We start from the raw sequence: 26071 nt of genomic DNA on the forward strand, positions 1-26071 counted from the left end.
GGGCGATGAGCACGGCGACGAAACGGACTGCGGCCGCTGCCGCGGGCGGCGGCCGGCGGGTGTTCGGCGCCGCGCTCGTCGCGGTATGGGCCGCCGCGATCTGGGCGATGCTCGCGCAGCACGCATCGATGGACGCGATGGGCGGCATGCCGATGGCCGGCGGCTGGACGCTGTCGGCCGGGTGGCTCAGGCCGTGCGGATGGCAGGCAGGGCGCGCGTTCGCCGCATTCGCCGGGATGTGGGGCGCGATGACGGTGACGATGATGCTGCCGGTGCTGGCGCCGGTGCTCTGGCGATATCGGCAAGGTCTGGGCGCGGTGGGCGACGCGCGTGCGGCATGGTTCGTCGCGGTCGCGGGCGCCGCGTATTTCTCCGTGTGGATGGCGCTCGGCGCGCTGGTGTTTCCGGTCGGCACTGCCTGGGCGGCGGCCGCCGCGCGGCTGCCCGCGCTCGCCGCCACGGTGCCGTTCGCGGCTGGCGCGATCGTGCTCGGCGCGGGCGTGCTGCAGTTTTCCGGCTGGAAGGCGCGCCGGCTCGCTTGCTCCCGACATGCACCGGACGACGCATGCGCGCCGCGGGCGGCAGCCCGCGCCGCAGTCGCGTGGCGGTACGGCGTGCGTACCGCGCTACGGTGCGGCGCCTGCTGCGGGAACCTGATGGCCGTGGCACTGGCGGCCGGCATGATGGACCTGCGCGTGATGGCCGTCGTGACCGTGGCGGTCGCCGCCGAGCGGCTGGCGCCGGCTGGCGTTCGCGTCGCGCGGATCGTCGGCGGTGTCGCGATCGGCGCCGGCGCGGCGATGATCGCGTGGGCGGCGGCCGCGCTGGCCTAGCGGCGCCCGGGGCTGCCGGCGCGCGTCGAACGGGGCCGGCGCAGGCACCGTCGGCAGGTCCGGCGTCGTACGGCAACGGCGGGCGATCGGCCCGATTCCGGCCGGCTGCGCGAATGGGCCGATGCGGGGGTGAAACGAAAGGCGATCGAAAACGAACCGAACGGCGATCCGAACGATTCGGCCCCCGAGTGCCGGGAAACGGCTAACCCGTTGTTCGTGTTGTGAAAATTCGCAGCGCTTCGCGTATAATTCGCTTTTGCGCCCATAGGATTTGCCATGCGTCTGATCCAAAAAGCACTCACTTTCGATGATGTGCTCCTCGTTCCCGCCTTTTCCGACGTTCTCCCGCGCGACACCAGCCTGAAGACCAAGCTGACCCGCAACATCTCCCTGAACATGCCGCTCGTGTCCGCCGCGATGGACACGGTCACCGAAGGTCGCCTCGCGATCGCGATGGCGCAGCAGGGTGGTGTGGGCATCGTCCACAAGAACCTCACGCCGGCCGAGCAGGCTCGCGAAGTCGCGAAGGTCAAGCGTTTCGAATCGGGCGTCGTGCGCGACCCGATCACGGTCCCGCCGCAGATGAAGGTGCGCGACGTGATCGCGCTGTCGCGTCAGCATGGCATCTCGGGCTTCCCGGTCGTCGAAGGCCCGCAGCTCGTCGGCATCGTCACGAACCGCGACCTGCGTTTCGAATCGCGCCTCGACGAACCGGTCAAGTCGATCATGACGCCGCGCGAGCGTCTCGTCACCGTCAAGGAAGGCACGCCGCTCGCCGAAGCGAAGGCGCTGATGCACAGCCACCGCCTCGAGCGCGTGCTGGTCGTCAACGACGCGTTCGAACTGCGCGGCCTGATGACCGTGAAGGACATCACGAAGCAGACCGAACACCCGGATGCGTGCAAGGACGAACACGGCAAGCTGCGCGCAGGCGCGGCGGTCGGCGTCGGCCCGGACAACGAAGAGCGCGTCGAGCTGCTGGTGCAGGCCGGCGTCGACGTGATCGTCGTCGATACCGCGCACGGCCACAGCAAGGGCGTGCTCGAGCGCGTGCGCTGGGTCAAGCAGAACTTCCCGCACGTCGAGGTGATCGGCGGCAACATCGCGACGGCCGCCGCCGCGAAGGCGCTCGTCGAATACGGCGCGGACGCGGTCAAGGTCGGTATCGGCCCGGGCTCGATCTGCACGACGCGGATCGTCGCGGGCGTCGGCGTGCCGCAGATCAGCGCGATCGCGAACGTCGCGGAAGCGCTGAAGGGCACCGGCGTGCCGTGCATCGCCGACGGCGGCGTGCGCTTCTCGGGCGACGTGTCGAAGGCCCTCGCGGCCGGCGCGAACGCGGTGATGATGGGCAGCATGTTCGCGGGTACCGAAGAGGCGCCGGGCGACGTGTTCCTGTACCAGGGCCGCCAGTACAAGTCGTACCGCGGCATGGGTTCGGTCGGCGCGATGAAGGACGGCGCGGCGGACCGCTACTTCCAGGACAACTCGGCGAACATCGACAAGCTCGTGCCGGAAGGCATCGAGGGCCGCGTCGCGTACAAGGGTTCGGTCAACGCGATCCTGTTCCAGCTGGTCGGCGGCGTGCGCGCGAGCATGGGCTACTGCGGTTGCAAGACGATCGATGAGCTGCACGACAAGGCCGAATTCGTCCAGATCACCGCGGCGGGCATGCGCGAGTCGCACGTGCACGACGTGCAGATCACGAAGGAAGCACCGAACTACCACGTGGACTGATCGCCGATGAAACCGCTGCTGCGAGCCGTGCTGATCGTCGATGCCGTGCTGCTGCTGGCGTTCGGCGTGCTGTTCGTGCTGACGCCCTGGCAGGCGCTGTTCAACGCGCTGCAGCTGGCGAACATCCAGCCGGCGATGCTCGGCCAGGCGTTCGGCATCGCGCTGCTCGGCCTCGCGTGGCTCGCGTTTCATGCGGCGCTCAACGGTGATCTCACGGCGCCCGTCGCACGTGCGGTCGGCCATGTGAACTGGCTGATCGGCGTGCTGGCGGTCGTGTGGTCGTTCGGCACCGGCAACGGTCCCGCGCTCGCGGCCGCCGGCCGCGTGCTGTCGGCGATGGCCGGGGTCGCGCTGATCTTGCTGGGCCTCGGCGGCGTGCGGCTGGCATCGACCGTGCGGCGGCGCGAGAAGGCGGAACGGGTGGAACGGGCGCAGGCGCCCGACGCCCGGGACGCGAAGCGCCCGGCCGAACCGGCGGTGGCCTCTGCGCCGCGGCAGCGTGTCGAACCGGTCGTCAGCCGTCCGGCGGCGCCCTCGGCGCCGGCCGCGGCCACCACGTCGGCCGCATCCGACCGCGCGTCAGGCAGCGTCGCATTCGACGCCCGCCCGCCGTTGCAGGATTGACCGGCGATGCGTCGCGCGAGCCGCCTGCCGCCCGACGCCGCTGTCCATGCTTTTGACGCAGCGCTTCGTGCGCTGCTTTTCTTATTCTCTTCATCCCGTCCGCAGCCATGCACGACAAAATCCTGATTCTCGACTTCGGTTCGCAAGTCACCCAACTGATCGCGCGCCGCGTGCGCGAAGCGCACGTCTACTGCGAAATCCACCCGAACGACGTGTCCGACGACTTCGTCCGCGAGTTCGCGCCGAAGGCGGTGATCCTGTCGGGCAGCCACGCGAGCACGTACGAAGACCACCAGCTGCGCGCGCCGCAGGCCGTGTGGGATCTCGGCGTGCCGGTGCTCGGCATCTGCTACGGCATGCAGACGATGGCCGTGCAGCTCGGCGGCAAGGTCGAGTGGAGCGACCATCGCGAATTCGGCTATGCGGAAATGCGCGCGCACGGCCATACGCGCCTGCTCGATGGCATCGAGGATTTCAAGACGGACGAAGGCCACGGGATGCTGAAGGTCTGGATGAGCCACGGCGACAAGGTTGCCGAGCTGCCGCCGGGCTTCGCGCTGATGGCGTCGACGCCGAGCTGCCCGATCGCCGGCATGGCCGACGAGGCGCGCGGCTACTACGCGGTGCAGTTCCACCCGGAAGTCACGCACACGGTGAAGGGCCGCCAGATCATCGAACGCTTCGTGCTGCAGATCGCCGGCGCGAAGCCCGACTGGATCATGAAGAACCACATCGAGGAAGCCGTCGCGAAGATTCGCGAGCAGGTCGGTGACGAGGAAGTGATTCTCGGCCTGTCCGGTGGCGTCGATTCGAGCGTCGCGGCCGCGCTGATCCACCGCGCGATCGGCGACCAGCTGACCTGCGTGTTCGTCGACCACGGTCTGCTGCGCCTGAACGAAGGCCAGATGGTGCTCGACATGTTCGAGGGCCGCCTGCATGCGAAGGTCGTGCACGTCGACGCATCCGAGCAGTTCCTCGGCCACCTGGCCGGCGTGACCGATCCGGAAGCGAAGCGCAAGATCATCGGCCGCGAGTTCGTCGAGGTGTTCCAGGCCGAGGCGAAGAAGCTGTCGAAGGCGAAGTGGCTCGCACAGGGCACGATCTATCCGGACGTGGTCGAATCGGGCGGCACGAAGACGAAGAAGGCGACGACGATCAAGAGCCACCACAACGTCGGCGGCCTGCCGGAAACGCTCGGCCTGAAGCTGCTCGAGCCGCTGCGCGACCTGTTCAAGGACGAAGTGCGCGAACTCGGCGTCGCGCTCGGCCTGCCGCCGGAGATGGTGTACCGTCATCCGTTCCCGGGCCCGGGCCTCGGCGTGCGGATTCTCGGCGAAGTGAAGCGCGAATACGCGGACCTGCTGCGTCGCGCGGATGCGATCTTCATCGAGGAGTTGCGCGGCACGACCGCCACCGCGCAGGACGCGGCAGCGGGCCTGTGCGGCGAGGCCGACGTCGGCAAGACCTGGTACGACCTGACGAGCCAGGCGTTCGCGGTGTTCCTGCCGGTGAAGTCGGTCGGCGTGATGGGCGATGGCCGCACGTACGACTACGTGACGTCGCTGCGCGCGGTGCAGACCACCGACTTCATGACCGCGCACTGGGCGCACCTGCCGTACGCGCTGCTCGGCCGTGCGTCGAACCGGATCATCAACGAGGTGCGCGGGATCAACCGTGTGGTGTACGACATCTCGGGCAAGCCGCCGGCGACGATCGAGTGGGAGTGAGCGTCGGCGTCGAGGCGTGCCTCGATGACCGATAGCGGCATCGGATGATGCGCAACGCCCGGCAGGGGAACCTGCCGGGCGTTGTCGTTTGTGCGGTTGGCGGCCGTGATTCGATGGTTGCCGGCGCGCAGTGTTTTCCTTGCCTGCATGCCGGGTCCGGGCACCGAGGTGCGGGACAGCCCGGCCGCTACAAGCGACGCGTCTGCAGGTCGCGCGCTAGGGCAGCCGACGACCGCCGGCATCGATCATCCTGATCGAGCCCGAAGTCTGCCCCTGTCCTTGTCGAATGCTGAATTCGATGATGTCCTCGTAGAGTTCCCGTTGTCCGGCGGGCAGGACCGGCAGCAACGTCTCGCGCCGCTTGTCCGCATCGAACATCGATTCCACGAGCCATCCCGTCAGATAGAGCGCCGCCACGCATCCGCCCGCCGTCGCAACGTTGCCGTGGCACACGAGCGGCTGGTCCGGCACCTGCAGCCCGCGATCCGTCAGTCCGTGTCGCGCGTCGGGGTGCGTCGTTGCGCGACGGTCCGGCAAATGCCCGAGCCGCTCCAGGACGAAGGCGCCCGCGCAGATCGATCCGATGTATTGGCGCGCCGGATCGAGATCGAACGACGGCAGGAAATCCGGGCTCGCGAGCGCGGCCGGGATGCCCAGCCTGCCGCTCGAGAACAGCACGGCGTCGGCGCGATTGGCTTCCTCGAGCGGGCCGTGCACGGGGATGGCCAGACCATGCGCGGAACGCAGCAGCGGCTGCGCGCCGAGAATCCTGACACGCCAGTCCGCGGTGTTGCGGCCGAGGATGTCCCACATCAGGAACAGGTCGATGTCGGTGAACTGGTCGAATGCGACGAGAGCGATGTCTTTCAACGTGAACTCCGTGAGTCGTGGCGCCTTGCCGGAAGCGGTGGCGGCCGTGATAGAGTTCGCAGCCTATCTGCCCATGCCGCGCCATACACAGCCTGTATGGCGATACCGATGCGCACATTGACTCGAAACGACTGGATCGCCGCGGGCTTCGACGCCCTCGACGGGGAAGGGTATGCGGGGATTTCGGCCGAGCGTCTCGCACGACGGCTGAACGTGACCCGCGGCTCGTTCCATCACCACTTCCGGAATCGGGAGGACTTCGTCAGGACGTTGCTGACCGCGTGGGAGGACGATTACACCGCACGCATGCTCGCCTACGCGGCGGACGGCCGCGGCGCGGGCGACACGCTGACGCGCTACCTGCGCATCGCGGCGGAGAAGCGACCGGGGCGCGAAGTGGCGATCCGCGCCTGGGCAATGCAGGACGCGCTGGTCGCGGAATTCCAGCAGCGCGTCGATGCCACGCGTCTCGCATTCGCGCTCGAGACGTCCCGTCGGTGGGTCCCCATGCCGGGCGAAGCCGAGATCGTCGGGCAGATCGCGCACCTGTGTCTGATCGGCGGCCAGCAGGCCGGACTGCGGCGCGATGCCGAGCGGTTCAACCACTTCATGCAGCGTGCGTTCGCGTTCGCCGAGCGCATGCTGCCACGCCGACGCGCGTAGCGGTGCGATGCCCGCGATGCCCGTGCTGCACGGATGGCTCGCGTATCGCAGAGCAGAAGGCGGGCGGGTGCTCCGTTGTAGCGTCGGTGGAAAGCGCGGCTTTCGATGCAGCGCAAGGCGACGTCACGCGCCGTCCCGATCCCGCTCAGTCTTGTCCGCCACTACGATAACGAAGATGAATCAGTGGATAAGGCCGCCCTTGTCCATCGAGCGCCGATCGCCTGCAGCGCTCGAATCCGAGCCGTTCGTAGAATTCCGCCGCCGCTTCGTTCTGCTCGTTGACGTCGGTCGACAGGTCGGGATGGCGTCCGAGGGCCGCTTCGACCAGCCGCCGCCCGACGCCCGCGCCATGGTGAGCGGGATCGACGAACAGTGCTTCCATGTGACTGCCGTCGAGCAGCATGAAGTCGACCGGACGATCGTGCTCGTCGACGGCCAGATCGAGCTTCGCCGACGGTCAGTTCGCGGGATGGCCGGATGCGGGCACGTCGGGCGCTGCGGCGCCCGCATCCGTCTCGTCTGCGCCGAGTTCCGCCAGAAACGGCCACGGATAGATGCCGCGCGCGTGACCGTCGCCGAACAGCAGGCGGATGCCGTAACCGGCCGCTTCCACGCCGTCCAGCGTCAGGTCGGGTGGCGCGTCGACCTGCCCGCCATCGAGTCGGATCTTCCGGCATGCGGCGCACGGGCAAGCGCTGCGCAAGCGCGCATAGCCGATGCGCTGCGTGTCGCCGTCCGGCCAGCACAGCGTCAATGCGCGGGCCGCATGATCGAGCAGGATCTCGGTCGGCGGCGTCATCGTGCATCTTCCCCGATCTGCGCGATCGCGATCCGCACGGCCTTGCGTACTTCGGGATCGCGATCGTCGAGCGCGTCGTGCAGCGCGGGCAGCGTCGCAGGATCGCGCAGTTCGCCGAGCGCGAGCGCGGCTTCCTTGCGCAGGTTGCTGATCGCGTGCGACAGCAGCGCGGCGACGGCCTGCGCCGCGGCGGCGTCGCGCAATTGCCCGAGTGCGCGCACCGCACGCAAGCGCACCTGCCAGTAATCGTCGTCGAGCGCGGCGACGAGCGGTGCGCGCGCGGCCGCGACACGCAGCTTGCCGAGCGTCGCGGCCGCTTCCTCGCGGACCTGCCATTCGGCGTCGCGCAGCGCCGCGAGCAAGGCGGTGACGACGGCCGTGTCGGCGGACGCCGCGAATCCGACCGCGCCGACCGCGATACGCCGTACGTCCGCATGCGTGTCGGTCGTGGCGATGCGTGCGAGCGGCGCCAGCGCGCGGGCGTCCTTGAGCCAGCCGAGCACGGCGACGGCCTCGGCGCGCACGGCCGACGCCGGCGCGTCGAGTGCGCGCAGCGCCGGCGCGAACGCGTCGGGGTCGCGCAGTTCACGCAGCGCGCGCAGCACGGCGCCGCGCACGAACGGTTCGGCGTGCTCGACCCAGCGGCACAGCGCGGCGCCGGATGCGACGTCCTTCAGTTCGGACAGGCTGTGTGCGGCGGTCGCGCGGACGTCGTCGTCCGGATCGAGCAGCGCGCGGCACAGCGCGTCGACGACGTCGGGCTGCTCCCAGGCGGCGAGCACGCGCGCGGCTTCGCCGCGCACGTCGGCGGACGGATCGTCGCGCAGCGCGGCTACGAAGATCGGCACGAGATCGGGATCCTCGAGATCGGCGAGTTCGAGCAGCGCGATCCGGCGCACCGATGCATCGGGTGCGGCAACGCGCGCGACGAGCGCGGTATGGTCGGAAGCAGGGTTCATGTGTCGTGAGTCCGGTAGTGGGGAAGCGGCGCGCCGGGTTAGCGCAACAGGTACGGGATGTCGACCTTGACCGCGCCGGTCGGGCAGTCGCGTTCGCACGGCATGCAGTACCAGCATTCGTCGAACTGCATGTAGGCCTTGCCCTTGGTCACGTCGATCGCGAGCAGGTCGAGCGGGCACACGTCGACGCAGACGGTGCAGCCCTTGTCGGCGATGCAGCGGTCCTCGTCGATCGTCACGGGCGCGCTGCTGCGCAGGAAGATGTCGTGCGGGGTATGGGGCACGGTAAGGCTCCTCGGAGTCAGAGGGCGGCCGCGTGTGCGGCCGGTTCGCGGATGCGCAGGTGCGCGTAGGCGCTGCGTTCGTCGTCGGCGAGCGGCACGACGTAGGGTTCGACCGGTCGTTTCTCGCTGCGCATCGTGCCGTCGGCACCCTTGCGCAGCCACGTGTGGCAGAACCACTCGGCATCGTTGCGATGCGGAAAGTCGACGCGATGGTGGTACAGCCCCCAGCGGCTCTCGGTGCGGAACAGCGACGCGCGCGCGGCCATTTCGGCGCAGTCGCGGATCGCGCGCACTTCGGCCGCGCGCATCAGTTCATGCGGGTGGCTCGCCTTGATTTCTTCGATATCCTCAATAATGCCGTCAAAACGTTGCAGCCCGATTTCCATCTTGCGCGTCACCTTCGGCGGTTGCAGGTAATCGTTCACCATGCGGCGCAGCTTGTATTCGACCTGCGCCGGCGCGAGGCCGCGCTCGCGCGTGAGCGGCGCAAGCACGCGGGCGCGTTCGGCGGCGACCTGTTCGTCGTCCACCGGCGCGTGAGCGCGGCCGGCCACGTAGTCGGCCGCGTTCTGTCCGGCGAACCAGCCGTAGGTGAATGCGCCGAGCATGTAGTTGTGCGGGACCGCCGCCATGTCGCCGGCCGCGTAGAGCCCCGGCACGGTCGTTTCCGCGCGGGCGTTCACGTATACGCCGGATGCGCTGTGGCCGCTGCAGAAGCCGATCTCGGAGATGTGCATCTCGACCATCTGGCGCCGGTAGTCGGTGCCGCGCCCCGCGTGAAAGCGGCCGCGGCTCGGCCGCTCGTTGGTGTGCAGGATCTGCTCGATGGTCTGGATCGTTTCCTCCGCGAGATGGTCGAGCTTCAGGAATACCGGGCCGTTGCCGCTTTGCAGTTCCTGGTAAAACTCCCACATCATCTGGCCGCTCCAGTAGTCGCACTCGATGAAGCGCTCGCCCTTGCCGTTCGCGGTGAAGCCGCCGAGCGGGCCCGTCACGTATGCGCAGGCCGGCCCGTTGTAGTCCTTGATCAGCGGATTGATCTGGAAGCACTCGAGGTTGGCGAGCGCCGCGCCCGCGTGGTACGCCATCGCGTAGCCGTCACCCGCATTGGTCGGGTTCTCGTAGGTGCCCATCAGGTAGCCGGACGCCGGCAGGCCGAGCCGGCCGGCCGCGCCGCAGCACAGGATCACGGCCTTCGCGCGGATCACGTGGAACTCGGCCGTGCGGCAGTCGAAGCCGAGCACGCCGCTCGCGCGGCCCTGCGCGTCGGTCAGCACGCGCGTCGCGACGATCCGGTTCGTGATCGCGATGCGCGCGCGCTTCAGCTGCCGGTACAGCACCTTCTTGATGTCGTGGCCTTCCGGCATCGGCAGCACGTACGAACCCATGTGGTGGACCTTCTTCACCGCGTAGTCACCGGTGCCGTCCTTCTCGAACTTCACGCCCCAGCGGTCGAGCTGCTCGATCGTCGCAAAGCTGTGCGTCGCATACGCGTACACGGCTTCCTGATCGACGATCCCGTCGTTGGCGATCGTGATCTCGCGCGTGTACTGCTCGGGTGTCGCGTGGCCCGGGATCACCGCGTTGTTCAGCCCGTCCATCCCCATCGAGATCGCGCCGCTGCGCTTCACGTTGGCCTTCTCCAGCAGCAGCACGCGCAGCGACGGGTCGCGCTCCTTCGCCTTGATCGCCGCCATCGGGCCGGCCGTGCCGCCGCCGACCACGACGATGTCGTATTCGAGTACATGGGTGTTCATTGAGGATTCCTTGCAGGTTGGCGGGTCTTCTGCCGGTCGATGCGCAGCCGGTACTGGAAGGCGTCGCCGCGGAAGTACAGGTGTTCGTAGTCGATCGGCGTGCCCGACGCGTCGTGCGTCAGGCGCTCGATCCGCAGCACGGGGCTGCTTTCCTCGACGCGCAGCGCGTCGACGATTTCATCGTCGGCGAGGATCGCGTCGATCGATACGTCGGCGTGGCCGAGCGGCACGCCGCAGTCGTTCTCGAGGATCAGGAAGATGTCGCGGGTCGCGAGATCGGCGCCGGCGAGCCGCTTGCCGAGCGCCTCGGGCACCCACGTCTGCTCGAGCGACACCGGCTCGCGGTTCAGCAGCCGCACGCGGTGGATCTCGACGAGCGGCGCGCCTTCCGGCACGTTCAGCTTCGTCGCGAGGTGCCGATCGGCCTTCACGGTGCGAAAGCTGCGCAGCTGGTTGACGATCTCGTAGCCCATCGACGACATCGCCTCGGCGAAGCCCTGCAGCGACGTCACGTTCTGGAACGCCTTCGGCTTCGATACGAACGTGCCCTTGCCGTGCAGCTTGAACAGCAGGCCTTCCTTCTGCAGGTCGCCGAGTGCCTGGCGCACCGTGATGCGGCTCACGTCGAACATCGCGCAGAGTTCGTGCTCGGACGGCATCCGGCTGTGTGGTGCATAGGTGCCGTCGAGGATGCGCGTGCGCAGCGTGTCCTTGATCTGCACGTAGAGCGGCGCCGCCGACAGCGGCACGACGTTGGGTGAGGTCATCGTTCAACTTGTTATGACAAGATGGCTCGAGTGTAGTGAGCGCGCTCGCGCGCCCCAACCAACTATTTCTGATTTCGACTTTCCGATTCCGGAAAAGCACGGCGGCGGCGACCCGCGCGAAAATAAAAAAACAGGGCCCGGCGTGGCCCGCGCAAACGGCGCCGAATCCGCGCGGAGCCTGCTGCGGCGCAGCACAGCGGCAAGTCGCGGCGATCGGCACGCATGCGCGCCGATTCGGCCCCTAAAAACACAATATCGAGCATGCGTTCGAAGGGCCTGTCATACGCACGTCACCCTGCTAGAATTCGGCTGCCGCATTTGTTCCGATTGACTGATGAGATTGCTTGACGCACTGGTCGAACAACGCATTGCCGCCGCCGCCGCGCGGGGCGAGTTCGACGATTTGCCGGGTACCGGCGCGCCGCAGGCGCTGGATGACGACCTGCTCGTACCCGAGGAGGTGCGGGTGGCCAACCGTATCCTGAAGAATGCGGGCTTCGTGCCGCCGGCCGTCGAGCAACTGCGCGCGCTGCGCAACCTGCAGGACGAACTGCAGGCGGTCAGCGACCGCGCCGCGCGCTGCCGGCTGCAGGCGAAGATCCTCGCCCTCGACATGGCGCTCGAATCGCTGCGCGGCGGCCCGATGGTGATGCCGCGCGACTATTGCCGGCGCATCGCGGAACGTCTGTGCGAGCGCGGGCTCGACGACGCGCCCGCCGAAGCGGGGCCGATGTGAGCGCCGACGCGTTGCCCGACGCGGCAGCCGGACCGGCTGTCGTTCCCGATGCTCCTGTTCCCGAAGCCGCGCCGGTGTCGGCGCGCGACCTGCATTTCATGCGGCTCGCGCAAGCTGCCGCCGAAGAGGCGCGCGCGGCCGGCGAAGTGCCGGTCGGCGCGGTGCTCGTGCGCGGCGACGAAGTGATCGCACGCGGCTTCAACCATCCGATCGGCGGGCACGATCCGTCGGCCCACGCGGAAATGGCCGCGCTGCGCATGGCCGCGCAGCATCTGCAGAATTACCGGATGCCCGGCTGCGAGCTGTACGTGACGCTCGAGCCGTGCCTGATGTGCGCGGGCGCGATCATGCACGCGCGCATCGCGCGGGTCGTCTACGGCGCCGCCGACCCGAAGACGGGCGCGTGCGGCAGCGTGATCGACGCGTTCGCGAATCCGCAGCTCAATCACCATACCGACGTGACCGGCGGCGTGCTCGCCGACGAGTGCGGCGCCGCGCTGAAATCGTTCTTCGCGGAGCGCCGTCGCGCGCTGCGAGAAGCACGGCTTGCCCGCGACGCCGCATCCGGCGCGTCGTAGCGCGCCCGCCGTGCCTGTCGCCCGGAGCGGGGCGGGCCGCGTAGTTCCGTGAACCGGAGACGGTTCGGACCCTCTAAGCAGGTTTGACGATCCCGATATCTTTCGCCATGTCCTTCCAGCCCGCCGCGTCCTACACCATCCGCCTGCTGGCGCCGTCCGGTTATCCGCACGACCCCGATGCGATCAACCGCGCGCTCGAGCGCTTGAGCGGCGCGCAGCAGCGCATCGAGAACATCGAGGCGACGCAGCGTCGCTTTCAGCGCTTCGGCGGCACCGACGGCGAGCGGGCCGGCGACCTGAACCGTCTCGCGGATCCGGAGCGCGCGCTGCCGGATATCGCGCTCGCGGTGCGCGGCGGCTACGGCGCCGCGCGCATCCTGCACGGGCTCGACTATCGCGGGCTCGAGCGTCGGCTGCGCGACCAGCCGATCGCGCTCGTCGGCCACAGCGACTTCACCGCGATCCAGCTCGCGCTGTACGCGAAGGCGCGCATCAAGACCTTCGGCGGCCCGATGCTGTCGGCCGACTTCGGCGCGGAAACGCCGAGCGATTTCACGATGCAGCACTTCTGGCGGACGCTGTCGCAGCCGACCACGACGATCGTCACCGAGGCGCCGCAAGTGCAGACCGTGAACGTGACGGGCACGCTGTGGGGCGGCAACCTCGCGATCCTCACGTCGCTCGTCGGCACGCCGTACATGCCCGACATCGAGGGCGGCATCCTGTTCATCGAGGACGTGAACGAGCAGCCGTTCCGGATCGAACGGATGATCTACCAACTGCATCTGTCGGGGCTGCTCGCGCGCCAGCAGGCGCTCGTGCTCGGCCAGTTCACGGGCGCGCGGCCGTTCGAGTACGACAACGGCTACGACATGCAGGCGATGATCGACCAGGTGCGCTCGGTGGTCGGCATTCCGGTCGTCACGGGGCTGCAGTTCGGTCACGTGCCCGACCTGCTGACGCTGCCGTTCGGCGCGCAGGCGCAGCTCGTCGCGAATGCGCACGGTTTCCGGCTCACGCTGTCGGACTATCCGCATCTCGGCTGAGGCCGGCAGGGACCATCGAAAGGCGGGGCTTCCCGCCTTTTTCTTTAAGTAAATGTGCAACTAACGGTCGGAAATTTTCATCGCCGCCGATCGGGTTGGTGTCGTGGCGCGCACCATTTTTGTCAACAAAATGGCTGGGAGGGTATACACCGTGAGCCGCCGTGGACAAGCACGAGAGGCTTGTCGTGCCTGGATATCGGGCGTAGCGCACCGCTCTGGTACAGGCTGATGCACATCGATTGTGCGCATTCTCCGAAAAGAATTGTTGACAATCTTTATGTCCGTCCTAGGATGAGGACCATCACACGATGCAGAACATGAACGACTCCGCTACCCATCCGTCCGGCGCCGCCGGTCCCGAAGCGATCGCCGAGCGGATCCGCACCGCGATCCTCGAGCATCGGCTCGCGCCCGGCGCGAAGCTGACGGAGGCGCAGCTCTGCGACGTGTTCGGCGTGAAGCGCGGGACGATCCGCCAGGCGCTCTCGCAGCTCGCGGCCGACAAGCTGGTCGATCTCGAGCCGAACCGCGGTGCGTTCGTCGCGAGCCCGACGCTGCAGGATGTGCACGAGGTGTTCGAGATGCGCCGGATCATCGAGCTGGCCGTCGTCGAGCGGCTCGCGACGGGGCCGGGCGCGAAGCGGTTGAAGGGCGTCGCCGCGCTGATCGACAAGGAACGCAAGGCGTTCGAGCGGCACGACTTCGCGGCGTGGATCCGCCTGTCGGGCGAATTCCATACGGCGCTCGCGGCGCTGACGGGCAACGCGACGCTCTGCGAGTGCCTCGACGGGCTCGTCGCACGCTCGACGCTGATGTCGGCGCTGTACGAATCGCACGGGCGCAGCCCGTGCTCGTGCGACGACCATGACGAGATCCTGACCGCGCTGGAAGCGGGCGATTCGAAGCGGGCGGTGACGCTGATGGCGCACCACCTGCAGCATGTCGAACTGAAGATGCTGGACCGGCCCGCGCAAGGGCAGGTCGATTTGCGCGAAGTGTTCGGCGGCGCCTGAGCGGCGACGCGAACCCGGCCGCGCGCCACACGACGAGAGCAATGCAGGCCGGCGGTTCGCGCCGCCGGCCGCCAGTCCGACTCCGGACGACGATCCGGAGCGATATCGATGACGGTGGAGCGGCTGCCAGGCCGCGTCAAGGAGAAGTCATGGCTCAGTTCAGTGTGGCGCACGACAGTGCGTATCCGGCGGAAGAAGGCGGCGAGGGCGGCGGCCCCGTGTTGCCGGACGGCTACAGCGAACGTTTGTACAACGAAGATTTGGCACCACTAAAGAATCAGACGTGGGGCTCGTACAACATCTTCGCGTTCTGGATGTCGGACGTGCACAGCGTCGGCGGCTACGTGTTCGCGGGCAGCCTGTTCGCGCTCGGGCTGACGAGCTGGCAGGTGCTGATCGCGCTGATCGTCGGCATCACGATCGTGAACCGGCTGTGCAACCTGATCGCGCGGCCGAGCCAGCAGATCGGCGTGCCGTATCCGGTTGCGTGCCGCGCGACCTTCGGCGTGCTCGGCGCGAACGTGCCGGCCGTGATCCGCGGGCTGATCGCGATCGCGTGGTACGGCATCCAGACCTATCTCGCGTCCAGCGCACTCGTGATCGTCGTGCTGAAGTTCTTTCCGCAATGGCTGCCGTACGCGGACGTCCATCGCTACGGCTTCCTCGGGCTGTCGGCGGTCGGCTGGGCCGGCTTCATGCTGCTGTGGGTGCTGCAGGCGCTCGTGTTCTGGAACGGGATGGAGACGATCAAGAAGTTCATCGACTTCGCGGGCCCGGCCGTCTACGTCGTGATGTTCATCCTGGCCGGCTACATGGTGTGGCGCGCGGGCTGGCGCAACATCGGCCTCAACCTCGGCGGCGTCAAGTATCACGGCGCGGAAGTGATTCCGGTGATGATCACGGCCGTGTCGCTCGTCGTGTCGTACTTCTCCGGGCCGATGCTCAATTTCGGCGACTTCTCGCGCTATTGCCGCTCGTTCGGCGACGTGAAGCGCGGCAACTTCTGGGGGCTGCCGGTCAACTTCCTCGCGTTCTCGCTCGTCACGGTGATCACCACCGCCGCGACGCTGCCGGTGTTCGGTGAACTGATCACCGATCCCGTCGAGACGGTCGGCCGCATCGACCATCCGACCGCGGTGATCCTCGGCGCGCTGACCTTCACGATCGCGACGATCGGCATCAACATCGTCGCGAACTTCGTGTCGCCCGCGTTCGACTTCTCGAACGTCGCGCCGCGGCTGATCAGCTGGCGCGCGGGCGGGATGCTCGCGGCCGTCGCGTCGATCTTCATCACGCCGTGGAACCTGTTCAACAACCCGGCCGTGATCCACTACACGCTCGACGTGCTCGGCGCGTTCATCGGCCCGCTGTACGGTGTGCTGATCGCCGACTTCTACCTCGTCAAGCGCGGCCGGCTCGTGCGCGACGACCTGTACACGATGTCCGAGCGCGGCACCTACTGGTACACCGGCGGCGTGAACCGCCGCGCGCTCGCCGCGCTGCTGCCGGCCGCGGTGATCGCCGTCGTCTGTGTGATGGTGCCGGGCTGGCAGGCCGCCGCGAACTTCTCGTGGTTCATCGGCGCGGGGCTCGGCTTCGTGTTCTACCGGCTGCTCGTGAGCACGAAGGCCTGAGGAGCGCGCGATGAAGATCAAGCTGATCAATCCGAACACGACGCAGCGGATGACCGATGCGATGGGCCGCTGCGCGCGCGAAGTCGCGGCGGCAGGCACCGAGATCGTCGCGGTGAGCCCGCCGATGGGGCCGCCGTCGATCGAAGGCTATTACGATGAAGCGCTCGCGACGCCCGGGCTGCTCGCCGAGATCGCGCAGGGCGAGCGTGACGGCTGCGACGCGTACGTGATCGCGTGTTTCGGCGACCCGGGCCTGTATGCGGCGCGCGAACTCGCGCGCGGGCCGGTGATTGGGATCGCCGAGGCGGCGATGCACGCGGCGAGCGTGCTCGCGCCGGGCTTCTCGGTCGTCACGACGCTCGCGCGCACTTGCGGGATGGCATGGCATCTCGCCGAGCGCTACGGGATGAAGCGGTTCTGCCGCAACGTGCGGGCGACCGACGTCGCGGTGCTCGAGCTCGACCGGCCCGGTTCGGCCGCGCGGCGGATCATCGTCGACGAATGCCGGCGCGCGCTCGACGAGGACGGTGCCGACGCGATCGTCCTCGGCTGTGCCGGGATGGCCGAATTCGCGCACGAGATCGAGCAGCAGATCGGCGCGCCGGTCGTGGAAGGTGTCACGGCAGCCGTCAAGTGGGCCGAGGCGCTCGTCGCGCTGCGCCTCGCGACTGCGAAGCGCGGCGACTATGCGCGGCCGCTGCCGAAGCGCTACGACGGCGAATTCGCGCATTTCAGCCCGCCGGTGGATGCGTCGTCGGCTGCGCCGGCCGCTGCCACGGCCGCCGCCACGGCGCGCAGCGGGAGCGCCGCACCGGAACCGGTCCCGGCTTTGCCGCAACCGCACATACACGCCGTCTGACCTGCACTATCTGCGCCGCTGTATGGGCGCGTATGAACCTTTTCGCTACACTGGGCCGTCATCGCATCGGCCCGTGCGGCCGGCCTCCGGCACCCGCGCGGGTCGATGCGAACCCATTATTTCAGCACGCTTTCGCGGCACTTCGAACCCATGTCACTCGATCCCAACTATCCTCGCGACCTGATCGGCTACGGCCGCCATCCCGTGCAGGCGAACTGGCCCGGGCGCGCCCGCGTCGCCGTGCAATTCGTCCTGAACTACGAGGAGGGCGGCGAGAATTGCGTGCTGCACGGCGATCCGGGCTCCGAGCAGTTCCTGTCCGAAATCGTCGGCGCGGCCGCCTATCCGGACCGCCACATGAGCATGGAGTCGATCTACGAGTACGGTTCGCGTGCGGGCGTGTGGCGCATCCTGCGCGAATTCGAGAAGCGCGGGCTGCCGCTGACGGTGTTCGGTGTCGGCATGGCGATCGAGCGTCATCCGGAACTCGCGCGTGCCTTCGTCGAGCTCGGCCATGAGATCGCGTGCCACGGCTGGCGCTGGATCCACTACCAGAGCATGACGCCCGAGCTCGAGGCCGAGCACATGCGCCTCGGGATGGAAGCGATCGAGCGCGTGACGGGCGAGCGTCCGCTCGGCTGGTACACCGGCCGCGACAGCCCGAACACGCACCGCCTCGTCGCGGAATACGGCGGCTTCCTGTACGACTCCGACAACTACGGCGACGACCTGCCGTTCTGGATGGATGTCGAGGTGTCGGGCGGCAGCACGTCGCCGCAGCTGATCGTTCCGTACACGCTCGATACGAACGACATGCGCTTCGCGACGCCGCAGGGCTTCAACACCGGCGACCACTTCTTCGAGTACCTGCGCGACGCGTTCGACGTGCTTTACGCGGAGGGCGACGAGGCGCCGAAGATGCTGTCGATCGGCATGCACTGCCGGCTGCTCGGCCGGCCGGGGCGTTTCCGCGGGCTGCAGCGTTTCCTCGATCACATCGAGAAGCACGATCGCGTATGGGTGACGCGGCGTGTCGATATCGCGCGTCATTGGCGCGAACATCATCCGTACCAGCCCAGTCATCGAAACGAAGGGAAAGCATGAAGGCGATGCGTTACACGTTGGAGCAACTGAACACGATGGCGCCGAGCGCATTCGTCGCGGCGCTGTCGGGGATCTTCGAACATTCGCCGTGGGTGGCCGAGGTTGCCGCGGGCAAGCGGCCGTTCGCGAGCATCGACGCGCTGCACGAGACGATGTCGAACGCGGTGGAGACGGGCGGCGAAGTCCGCCAGCTCGCACTGATCAATGCCCACCCGGAGCTGGCCGGCAAGGCTGCCGTGCGCGGCGAGCTGACGGCCGAGTCGACGCGCGAGCAGAGCGGCGCGGGTCTCGACCAGTGCACGCAGGAAGAGTTCGACAAGCTGCTGACGCTGAACCGCACGTATCGCGAGAAGTTCGGTTTCCCGTTCATCCTCGCGGTGCGCGGCTATGACCGGCACGGCATCATCGCGAACTTCGAGTCGCGCGTGAATCATTCGCGCACCGAGGAGCTGCGTGCGAGCCTCGACCAGATCTACCGGATCGCGCGCTTTCGCCTCGACGACCTGATCGACGCCTGACACCTCACGACGGCCTGCTGCGTCGCAGCGGCCTGATCGCATCACTGAAACAAGGAAACATCATGGCTGTTCCGCTTCTCGATCCCGACGCACCCGACTTCACGCGGCGCTACGTGAACCTCGCCGACCCGCGTCTCGGTGCGCAGGCGCTCGAGGCCAGCGACGACTTCTTCGCGCCGAAGGAGCGGATGCTGAACCCCGAGCCGGCGGTGTTCATCCCCGGCAAGTACGACGACCACGGCAAGTGGATGGACGGCTGGGAGACGCGTCGCAAGCGCACGACGGGCTACGACTGGTGCATCGTCAAGCTCGCGCGTCCGGGCGTGATCAAGGGCTTCGACATCGACACGAGCCACTTCACCGGCAACTTCCCGCCGGCCGCTTCGATCGAGGCCGCGTACGTGGCCGACGGCGCGCCGACGCACGCGACCGAATGGGTCGAAATCGTGCCGTCGACGACGCTGCAAGGCAACAGCCACCACTACGTCGCGGCGAGCGACGCGCGCGCGTTCACGCACCTGCGCGTGAACATCTATCCGGACGGCGGCATCGCGCGCCTGCGCGTGTACGGCCAGCCGCAGCTCGACTGGGCCGGCGCCAGCGCGACCGAGCAGTTCGACCTCGCGGCGATGGAGAACGGCGGTTACGTGGTGGCGGCGAACAACCAGCACTTCGGCGTTGCGTCGAACCTGCTGCTGCCGGGCCGCGGCGTGAACATGGGCGACGGTTGGGAAACCCGCCGTCGCCGCGAGCCGGGCAACGACTGGGCGATCATCGCGCTCGCGCAGCCGGGCGTGATCCGCAAGATCGAAGTCGATACCGCGTTCTTCAAGGGCAACTATCCGGACCGCTGCTCGATCCAGGCCGCGTACGTGTCGGGCGGCACCGACAGCTCGCTGATCACGCAGTCGATGTTCTGGCCGGTGCTGCTCGGCGAACAGAAGCTGCAGATGGACAAGCAGCACTATTTCGAACACGAGATCGCATCGCTGGGCCCGGTGACCCACGTGCGCCTGAACATCATTCCGGACGGCGGCGTATCGCGCCTGCGTCTGTGGGGGACGCTCGACAAATGAAGACGCTCGCAATCGAACCGCTGACCAAGGAAGCCTTCGCGGCGTTCGGCGACGTGATCGAAACCGAAGGCGCGAAGCAGATTCCGATCAATCTCGGCACGACGATCCGCTTTCACGATCTTGCGAAGGTCGACGTGAGCGACGAAGAAGGCCGCACGCTCGTCAACCTGTTCCGCGGCCAGCCGCGCACGCTGCCGTTCGAGGTGAAGATGCTCGAGCGCCATCCGCTCGGCAGCCAGGCGTTCGTGCCGCTGAACGACCAGCCGTATCTCGTCGTCGTCGCGCCGGCCGGTGATCTCGATCCGTCGAAGATCCGCGCGTTCGTGACGAGCGGCTGGCAGGGCGTCAATTATGCGAAGGGTGTGTGGCATCACCCGCTGATCGCGCTGGGCGGTGTCAGCGACTTCATCGTCGTCGATCGCGGCGGCGACGGGCTGAACCTGAACGAGCAGGATCTGCTGGAATCGCTGTGGCTCACCGAGGACGCGCTGGACGCTGTGACGGCCTGAGCGGCAGTTCGGCCCCGCCTGTCGAAGCAACCCGCGCGACCTGCGCGGGTTTTTTTATGCGCGCCGCGCGCGTCATGGCGCGACGAGCCGTACGTGCTCGTACGCACGATGCGGCAGCGCGACGAACGGCGTCGCATCGGGGCGTGTCGCCGTGCCGTGCCGTGCATCGTCGCGTCGCGCGGCCCGGCTCGCGGACGACGTTGCGCTGCGCGGATGTGACGTTGCGCGGGCGTCGAGGCGGCCGGTCGCGTGCTATCGTGCCCGCATCGCCACCGCCCGACGTCCGGTTCCGGACGCGTTCCGCCGATGAGCCAACCTGAAAACGACCTCACGATACTGCTGCGCACGCTGCAGCCCGAACTGCATCGCGGTGCGTTCGCATTCGTCGCACTGCCGGCCGCTATGGAAATATCGTTGTCCGAAACGATCGCGACCTTTCGCGAAGCGGAAGGCGTGACGGTCGTGGTCGACGAGGCGACGGCCGCGCGTCGCGGCTGGCCCGTGCTGTTCCGCGCCGCATGGATCACGCTGACCGTGCATTCGGATCTCGCGGCGGTCGGCCTGACGGCCGCGTTCGCGCGGGCATTGGGTGAGGCCGGCATCAGCTGCAACGTGATGGCCGCCGCGTATCACGATCACATCTTCGTGCCGTTCGACGATGGCCCGCGCGCGGTCGATGCGCTCGTCGCGCTGCAGCGCGACGCGATGCGCGGCTAGCGCACGACGCGCATTTCGCGCACGCAAAAAAACGGGCCCGTTTCCGGGCCCGCGAACGGAGAGGATCGCGCCGGCAATTGATAGCCAGCGCACCGCGGCTTACTTGGCCGCGCCACCCTCGAACCAGGCGGCGAGCTTCACGCGCTCGTCGTCGGTCATGTGCGTGACGTTGCCGATCGGCATCGCCTTCAGGCGCACGGCCTGTTCGTAGATGCGCTGCGCGTTCTTCGACACTTCGTCCGGCGTGTCGAACATCACGCCGGCGGGTGCGCTGCCCATCAGCGTCGGCTTGGCCGAGTGGCACTCGACGCAGCGCTGCTGCAGGATCGGCATGATGTCGTTGATCACGATCTTCGGTGCGTTCGCCGCTTGCGCTTCCGGTGCGACCGGCTTCGGCATCGTCCACACCAGCGCGCCCGACAGCAGTGCGACGCCGCCGATCGGCAGGTACCACAGCTGCTTGCCGCGGTGACGCATCACGAAGAACTGACGGATCAGCGCGCCGGCCAGCATGATGAGCACGAGCACGACCCAGTTGAACTTGTTCGTGTACGTCATCGCATAGTGGTTCGACAGCATCGCGAACACGACCGGCAGCGTGAAGTACGTGTTGTGCACCGAGCGCTGCTTGCCGCGCTTGCCGTAGATCGGGTTCGGCTCCTCGCCCTTGAGCATCTTGTCGACCATCTTGCGCTGGCCGGGGATGATCACGAAGAACACGTTCGCCGACATGATCGTCGCGAGCATCGCGCCGACGATCAGGTACGCCGCACGGCCCGAGAAGATGTGGCACGCGAGGTACGCGGCGACGACGACGTAGAGGCCGACGCAGATGCCCAGCACGCGATCGTTGGTGCCGAGGATGCGGCACAGCGAGTCGTAGACGATCCAGCCGGCCGCGAGGAAGCCGAGCGCGGATGCGACGGCGACCACCGGGCCCATGTCGAGCACGCTCTTGTCGATCAGGTAGGTGTTCGGCGCGAGCAGGTACAGCACGAAGAACAGCGAGAAGCCCGACAGCCAGGTCGTGTACGACGGCCACTTCGACCAGTGCAGGTCATCCGGCATTTCCGGCGGGGCGACCGTGTACTTCTGCATGTTGTAGAAACCGCCGCCGTGGACGTGCCACAGTTCGCCGAACACGCCGCGCTTGCGCTGGTTCGCGTCGGTCGGCGGTTTCAGGCTGTTGTCGAGCGCGACGAAATAGAAGGACTCGCCGATCCACGCAATGGCGACGATGACGTGCAGCCATCGCAGCGCGAGGTTCAGCCAGTCGGTGATGAAGCCTTCCATGAAACTCCTCCAGACTCAGATCGTTGTCTTTGATGCGGGCGCCGATGCGTGTGTCAGCTGCCGCGATAGGTGCTGTACGACCACGGCGACACGAGCAGCGGCACGTGGTAGTGCGATGCGGTGTCGGCGATGCCGAAGCGCAGCACGACGCGGTCGACGAAGCGCGGTTCGGGCACCTTCACGCCGAGCGACGCGAAGTAGTCGCCGGCATGGAACACGAGTTCGTATTCGCCGGCGGCGAGCGCGGCACCTTCGAGCAGGGGTTCGTCGCAGCGGCCGTCGCTATTGGTCAGCACGGTCTTGATCGCGCGGCGCGATTCGCCGTCCAGCGCGTAGAGGTCCACCTTGATGGCGGCGCCGGGACGACCGTGTGCCGTATCGAGTACGTGGGTAGTGAGCTTTCCCATTCGCAATTTTCCTTGTGTGAATGCGAGGTTCGGCGGCGACTCGATCCATGACTGTGCGGCGGATCGAGGCTCCACGTCACGTGGCTACATACCCGTCGGCGAGATTGAAGCGAGCGCCGTGCAGGCATTGTAAAAAGGTTCCCCGCGTAAATACGGGCGCGATATCAAAGATAATGCGCCGCGCATGAACCGCTGTCGACGGCGGGAAAAAACCCGCCGCGCCGCGCCCGGCGGGCCGCTGCACGGCCTGCGCGCGTACCATATCGAAACCGTGAAGCGCAGTATTCGGCGTCGCGCATTGTGCGGCGCGCGCGCATCGGCGATCCTCCCGCCGTGCGCGTCGGCCCGAGGCCGGTGCGCACCCCGAAGACGGCGAGCACGCCGGGTAACCGGGCCAGGGCGTTCGAACGGACGCAGGCACCGGGGCGTGCCGCGAATCAGCGTTCGAACGGCTTTGCGACCGCCCGAAAGGGCTGACCGACGCGGAGAACGCATGAATCCCGAGCAGCACTCCGGCGCGCACGCACGCGCGCCGCACCCATCCTCATCCCGCCCGAAAACCCTGCTGGTCAAGCACGCCGACGTGCTCGTGACCATGGACGACACGCGCCGCGAACTGCGCGACGCGGGGCTCTATATCGAAGACAACCGGATCGTCGCGGTCGGCCCGAGCGCCGAGCTGCCCGATACTGCGGACGAAGTGCTCGACCTGCGCGGCCACCTCGTGATCCCGGGGCTCGTGAACACGCACCATCACATGTACCAGAGCCTCACGCGCGCGGTGCCGGCCGCGCAGAACGCCGAGCTGTTCGGCTGGCTCACGAACCTGTACCGGATCTGGGCGCACCTGACGCCCGAGATGATCGAGGTGTCGACGCTGACCGCGATGGCCGAGCTGCTGCAGTCGGGCTGCACGACGTCGAGCGACCACCTGTACATCTATCCGAACGGCAGCCGGCTCGACGACAGCATCGGCGCCGCGCAGCGGATCGGCATGCGCTTTCACGCGAGCCGCGGCGCGATGAGCGTCGGCCAGCGCGACGGCGGGCTGCCGCCCGATTCGGTCGTCGAGCGCGAGCCCGACATCCTGCGCGATGCGCAGCGCCTGATCGAGACCTATCACGACGAAGGCCGCTACGCGATGCTGCGGGTGGTCGTCGCGCCGTGCTCGCCGTTCTCGGTGAGCCGCGGCCTGATGCGCGACGCGGCCGTGCTGGCGCGCGACTACGGCGTGTCGCTCCACACGCACCTGGCCGAGAACGTCAACGACATCGCGTACAGCCGCGAGAAGTTCGGGATGACGCCTGCCGAATACGCGGAAGATCTCGGCTGGGTCGGCCACGACGTGTGGCACGCGCACTGCGTGCAGCTCGACGATGCGGGGATCGGCCTGTTCGCGCGCACCGGCACCGGCGTCGCGCACTGTCCGTGCTCGAACATGCGGCTCGCGTCGGGCATTGCGCCGGTGCGGAAGATGCGTCTGGCGGGCGTGCCGGTCGGCCTCGGCGTCGACGGTTCCGCGTCGAACGACGGCGCGCAGATGGTCGCGGAAGTGCGGCAGGCGCTGCTGCTGCAGCGGGTCGGTTTCGGGCCCGATGCGATGACCGCGCGCGAAGCGCTCGAGATCGCGACGCTGGGCGGCGCGAAGGTGCTGAACCGCGACGACATCGGCGCGCTGAAGCCCGGCATGGCCGCGGACTTCGCCGCGTTCGACCTGCGCCAGCCGCTGTTCGCGGGCGCGCTCCACGATCCGGTTGCGGCGCTCGTGTTCTGCGCGCCGTCGCAGACGGCGTACACGGTGGTGAACGGGAAGGTGGTGGTGCGGGAAGGGCGGCTCGCGACGCTCGACCTGCCGCCGGTCATCGAGCGCCACAATGCGCTGGCGCAGGCACTCGTGGAGGCGTCGCGCTGACCGCGTCGACGTGAGGTGAAGGCCGCGCCCGCACGCCGCGGATCGGGCGCGCGGCCGTGGCTACGGCTGAGGCTGATGCCGCCAAGCGCCGCGCCGCGCGTCACCCCGGGCCAACCCGCAACGGCGTGGCCGGCGCGCGCGTCGCATGTGCTTACGCCTCGATCAGCGTGCGGGTTGCTTCGGCGACGAGGCTGCGCAGCCAGCGCACTTCGTCGGAGTAGTGGCAGCGTTCGTGCCACAGCTGGTAATACTGCATCGGCGGGAAGTCGAGCGGTGCCGGCACGACCGACAGCGGCAGGAACTTCGCGTAGTGATCGGCGAACAGGCGTGTCGTCGTGAAGATCAGGTCGGACTTCACCAGCACGTACGGTGCGAGGTTGAAGTACGGCAGCGTGACGACCACGTGACGCTTGAGCCGTTCGCGCGCGAGATGCACGTCGATCGCGCCGCGCTGGCCGACCGAGTACGGCGTCGGCGCGAGATGCGGTGCGTTCAGGTACTGGTCGAGCGTGAGCCCGCCGCGCTTCGCGAACGGGTGCGTGTTGCTCATCAGGCAGACGATTTCGTCGACGAACAGGTTCGACAGGTGCAGCTGCTCGGGCGGCTCTGGCCAGTTGCCGACGACGATGTCGAGCTTGCCGTCTTCCAGCGCGAGCTCGTAATCGAACGCGGGGCCGAGCGAATGGAACTCGAGCGTCGCGTTCGGCGCCGCCTGGCGGAAGCGTTCGACGACGGTCGGCACGAACAGCACGTTCAGGTAGTCGGGGCAGCCGATCCGGTAGCAGCGGATCGACGTGGCCGGGTCGAAATTGTGCTGCTGGAACTTGATGCGCTCGATTTCACGCAGTGCGTTCTGCACCGGCTCGAGCAGGCGCAGCCCGTATTCGGTCGGGACCATGCCGGACTTGCCGCGCACCAGCAGCGGGTCGCCGGTGATGTCGCGCAGGCGCCGCAGCGCGGCGCTGATCGCCGGTTGCGACTGGTTCAGTTTGACGGCCGCGCGCGTGACGCTGCGCTCCATCAACAAGGTGTGCAAGACGCGCAAGAGGTACGTGTCGATCGCCTCGCGTTGCTGACTCATGATTTCTCCGGTTTATATGGCTGGGCTGATCGATGGGAGAGGTGGGTATATGGTTTTTAATATGAACGAAAGTCAGCGTCAAGAGATGGATACCCGCAGACACCCGTCGCCGGGCCTCGCCAAGCGGGCTGAAGCGCGCTGAAAAGGGCCGAAGCGGGAACGGGTGAAGGGGGCGGAATGCGGGCGTGCGCGGTACCGCGCGGATGCGCATTGCACGCATCCGGTGGTCAGGGCACCGCGCGTGACACGCGTGCGTCAGTCGTCGATGCGCATGCCGACTTTCAGCGTGACCTGCCAGTGGATGACCTGGTCGCCTTCGATGTGGCCGCGCGTTTCGGTCACCTGGAACCAGTGCAGGTTGTGCAGCGTCTTGCCGGCTTTCGAGATCGCGTTGCGGATGGCGTCGTCGCACGATTGCCGCGACGAACCGGTCAGTTCGATCAGCTTGTAGACGTGGTCGCTCATGATGCGCTCCCTGGGATGTCGGTGTGTGTGCGGCCGGCGCAAGCGGCGGGCCCGAAGCGGCGCCGCGCGTGTCCGGCTTCTTGAGTGATAGGTATGATGGGCG

General features: G+C 67.8%; 27 protein-coding genes and 1 pseudogene. 17 read left to right on the forward strand and 11 right to left on the reverse strand.

Annotated features, from left to right (window positions below):
* Positions 1–5: 5 nt before the first annotated feature.
* The 4 genes from PL79_RS18545 to guaA all read left to right on the forward strand — a co-directional run bounded on the left by PL79_RS18545 (position 6) and on the right by guaA (position 4921).
* On the forward strand, positions 6–833 hold the full coding sequence (locus tag PL79_RS18545) for a copper chaperone (protein WP_044843753.1): 828 nt from the start codon (positions 6–8) through the stop codon (positions 831–833).
* A 276-nt stretch (positions 834–1109) separates the two neighbouring features.
* Positions 1110–2570: an IMP dehydrogenase gene (gene guaB / locus PL79_RS18550; protein WP_044843752.1), complete on the forward strand. Its 1461-nt coding sequence runs from the start codon at positions 1110–1112 to the stop codon at positions 2568–2570.
* A 6-nt stretch (positions 2571–2576) separates the two neighbouring features.
* Positions 2577–3194 (forward strand): hypothetical protein, encoded by a 618-nt coding sequence (locus PL79_RS18555; protein ID WP_044843751.1) that lies wholly within the window; start codon positions 2577–2579, stop codon positions 3192–3194.
* A gap of 107 nt (positions 3195–3301) precedes the next feature.
* On the forward strand, positions 3302–4921 hold the full coding sequence (gene guaA / locus PL79_RS18560) for a glutamine-hydrolyzing GMP synthase (RefSeq protein ID WP_044843750.1): 1620 nt from the start codon (positions 3302–3304) through the stop codon (positions 4919–4921).
* A gap of 216 nt (positions 4922–5137) precedes the next feature.
* Here guaA and PL79_RS18565 read toward each other — a convergent pair whose 3' ends face one another.
* Positions 5138–5791, reverse strand: coding sequence for a DJ-1/PfpI family protein (locus tag PL79_RS18565; RefSeq protein ID WP_044843749.1), 654 nt, complete (start codon positions 5789–5791; stop codon positions 5138–5140).
* A gap of 108 nt (positions 5792–5899) precedes the next feature.
* On the opposite strand from PL79_RS18565, the gene PL79_RS18570 reads away from it, so the two are divergent.
* Positions 5900–6454 (forward strand): TetR/AcrR family transcriptional regulator, encoded by a 555-nt coding sequence (locus tag PL79_RS18570; RefSeq protein WP_044843798.1) that lies wholly within the window; start codon positions 5900–5902, stop codon positions 6452–6454.
* A gap of 145 nt (positions 6455–6599) precedes the next feature.
* Here the strand turns inward: PL79_RS18570 and PL79_RS18575 are convergent.
* The 6 genes and pseudogenes from PL79_RS18575 to PL79_RS18600 all read right to left on the reverse strand — a co-directional run.
* A pseudogene (locus PL79_RS18575) lies at positions 6600–6911 on the reverse strand (acetyltransferase); the annotation flags it as partial.
* Positions 6912–7253 (reverse strand): gamma-butyrobetaine hydroxylase-like domain-containing protein, encoded by a 342-nt coding sequence (locus tag PL79_RS18580; RefSeq protein ID WP_044843748.1) that lies wholly within the window; start codon positions 7251–7253, stop codon positions 6912–6914.
* Positions 7250–8212 (reverse strand): HEAT repeat domain-containing protein, encoded by a 963-nt coding sequence (locus PL79_RS18585; protein ID WP_044843747.1) that lies wholly within the window; start codon positions 8210–8212, stop codon positions 7250–7252. The genes PL79_RS18580 and PL79_RS18585 overlap by 4 nt, the downstream gene beginning before the upstream one ends.
* A gap of 38 nt (positions 8213–8250) precedes the next feature.
* The gene (locus PL79_RS18590) at positions 8251–8496 is read right to left on the reverse strand and encodes a 4Fe-4S dicluster domain-containing protein (RefSeq protein ID WP_006755644.1); all 246 of its coding nucleotides are present in this window, start codon (positions 8494–8496) and stop codon (positions 8251–8253) included.
* A gap of 17 nt (positions 8497–8513) precedes the next feature.
* On the reverse strand, positions 8514–10253 hold the full coding sequence (locus PL79_RS18595) for a fumarate reductase/succinate dehydrogenase flavoprotein subunit (RefSeq protein ID WP_044843746.1): 1740 nt from the start codon (positions 10251–10253) through the stop codon (positions 8514–8516).
* Positions 10250–11020, reverse strand: coding sequence for a GntR family transcriptional regulator (locus tag PL79_RS18600; RefSeq protein ID WP_044843745.1), 771 nt, complete (start codon positions 11018–11020; stop codon positions 10250–10252). Before PL79_RS18600 ends, PL79_RS18595 begins: the two co-directional genes overlap by 4 nt.
* A 334-nt stretch (positions 11021–11354) precedes the next feature.
* Here PL79_RS18600 and PL79_RS18605 point away from each other — a divergent pair, with 334 nt between their 5' ends.
* The 11 genes from PL79_RS18605 to PL79_RS18655 all read left to right on the forward strand — a co-directional run bounded on the left by PL79_RS18605 (position 11355) and on the right by PL79_RS18655 (position 20810).
* Complete coding sequence (locus tag PL79_RS18605) at positions 11355–11756, forward strand: DnaJ family domain-containing protein (RefSeq protein ID WP_044843744.1); 402 nt, start codon at positions 11355–11357, stop codon at positions 11754–11756.
* Entirely contained in the window at positions 11753–12334 is a 582-nt protein-coding gene (tadA, locus tag PL79_RS18610; RefSeq protein ID WP_052664610.1) for a tRNA adenosine(34) deaminase TadA, read from the forward strand. Before PL79_RS18605 ends, tadA begins: the two co-directional genes overlap by 4 nt.
* Positions 12335–12441: 107 nt before the next feature.
* Positions 12442–13380 carry a muramoyltetrapeptide carboxypeptidase gene (gene ldcA / locus PL79_RS18615; protein WP_044843743.1) on the forward strand — a complete coding sequence of 313 codons (939 nt, stop codon included), beginning with the start codon at positions 12442–12444 and terminating at the stop codon, positions 13378–13380.
* Between the two features lie 308 nt (positions 13381–13688).
* A complete protein-coding gene (locus tag PL79_RS18620) occupies positions 13689–14393 on the forward strand; it encodes a GntR family transcriptional regulator (RefSeq protein WP_044843742.1) in 705 nt (234 codons plus the stop codon).
* A 149-nt stretch (positions 14394–14542) separates the two neighbouring features.
* On the forward strand, positions 14543–16027 hold the full coding sequence (locus PL79_RS18625; RefSeq protein ID WP_044843741.1) for an NCS1 family nucleobase:cation symporter-1: 1485 nt from the start codon (positions 14543–14545) through the stop codon (positions 16025–16027).
* 10 nt (positions 16028–16037) lie between these two features.
* A complete protein-coding gene (locus tag PL79_RS18630) occupies positions 16038–16886 on the forward strand; it encodes an aspartate/glutamate racemase family protein (protein ID WP_044843740.1) in 849 nt (282 codons plus the stop codon).
* A 150-nt stretch (positions 16887–17036) separates the two neighbouring features.
* Positions 17037–17990, forward strand: a complete 954-nt coding sequence (gene puuE, locus PL79_RS18635) for an allantoinase PuuE (RefSeq protein WP_044843739.1) — start codon at positions 17037–17039, stop codon at positions 17988–17990.
* Positions 17987–18508, forward strand: coding sequence for a 2-oxo-4-hydroxy-4-carboxy-5-ureidoimidazoline decarboxylase (gene uraD, locus PL79_RS18640; RefSeq protein ID WP_044843738.1), 522 nt, complete (start codon positions 17987–17989; stop codon positions 18506–18508). The genes puuE and uraD overlap by 4 nt, the downstream gene beginning before the upstream one ends.
* 62 nt (positions 18509–18570) lie before the next feature.
* Positions 18571–19584 (forward strand): allantoicase, encoded by a 1014-nt coding sequence (gene alc, locus PL79_RS18645; protein ID WP_044843737.1) that lies wholly within the window; start codon positions 18571–18573, stop codon positions 19582–19584.
* Entirely contained in the window at positions 19581–20093 is a 513-nt protein-coding gene (locus tag PL79_RS18650; RefSeq protein ID WP_044843736.1) for an ureidoglycolate lyase, read from the forward strand. Before alc ends, PL79_RS18650 begins: the two co-directional genes overlap by 4 nt.
* Positions 20094–20399: 306 nt before the next feature.
* A complete protein-coding gene (locus tag PL79_RS18655) occupies positions 20400–20810 on the forward strand; it encodes an ACT domain-containing protein (protein ID WP_044843735.1) in 411 nt (136 codons plus the stop codon).
* A gap of 99 nt (positions 20811–20909) precedes the next feature.
* On the opposite strand, the gene PL79_RS18660 is transcribed toward PL79_RS18655, so the two are convergent.
* Together PL79_RS18660 and uraH are read right to left on the reverse strand one after the other, a co-directional pair.
* A complete protein-coding gene (locus tag PL79_RS18660) occupies positions 20910–22103 on the reverse strand; it encodes a urate hydroxylase PuuD (protein WP_044843734.1) in 1194 nt (397 codons plus the stop codon).
* Positions 22104–22156: 53 nt separating this feature from the next.
* A complete protein-coding gene (uraH, locus tag PL79_RS18665) occupies positions 22157–22510 on the reverse strand; it encodes a hydroxyisourate hydrolase (protein WP_011657188.1) in 354 nt (117 codons plus the stop codon).
* Positions 22511–23003: 493 nt separating this feature from the next.
* On the opposite strand from uraH, the gene PL79_RS18675 reads away from it, so the two are divergent.
* Positions 23004–24422, forward strand: a complete 1419-nt coding sequence (locus tag PL79_RS18675) for an 8-oxoguanine deaminase (protein ID WP_044843733.1) — start codon at positions 23004–23006, stop codon at positions 24420–24422.
* A 151-nt stretch (positions 24423–24573) separates the two neighbouring features.
* On the opposite strand, the gene PL79_RS18680 is transcribed toward PL79_RS18675, so the two are convergent.
* Together PL79_RS18680 and PL79_RS18685 are read right to left on the reverse strand one after the other, a co-directional pair.
* Positions 24574–25503: a LysR substrate-binding domain-containing protein gene (locus PL79_RS18680; RefSeq protein ID WP_006762467.1), complete on the reverse strand. Its 930-nt coding sequence runs from the start codon at positions 25501–25503 to the stop codon at positions 24574–24576.
* Positions 25504–25758: 255 nt separating this feature from the next.
* Positions 25759–25968, reverse strand: a complete 210-nt coding sequence (locus PL79_RS18685; RefSeq protein ID WP_006755984.1) for a dodecin — start codon at positions 25966–25968, stop codon at positions 25759–25761.
* Positions 25969–26071: the final 103 nt, after the last annotated feature.

The organism is Burkholderia sp. USMB20, assembly GCF_000949135.2.
Taxonomy (GTDB): Bacteria; Pseudomonadota; Gammaproteobacteria; order Burkholderiales; family Burkholderiaceae; genus Burkholderia.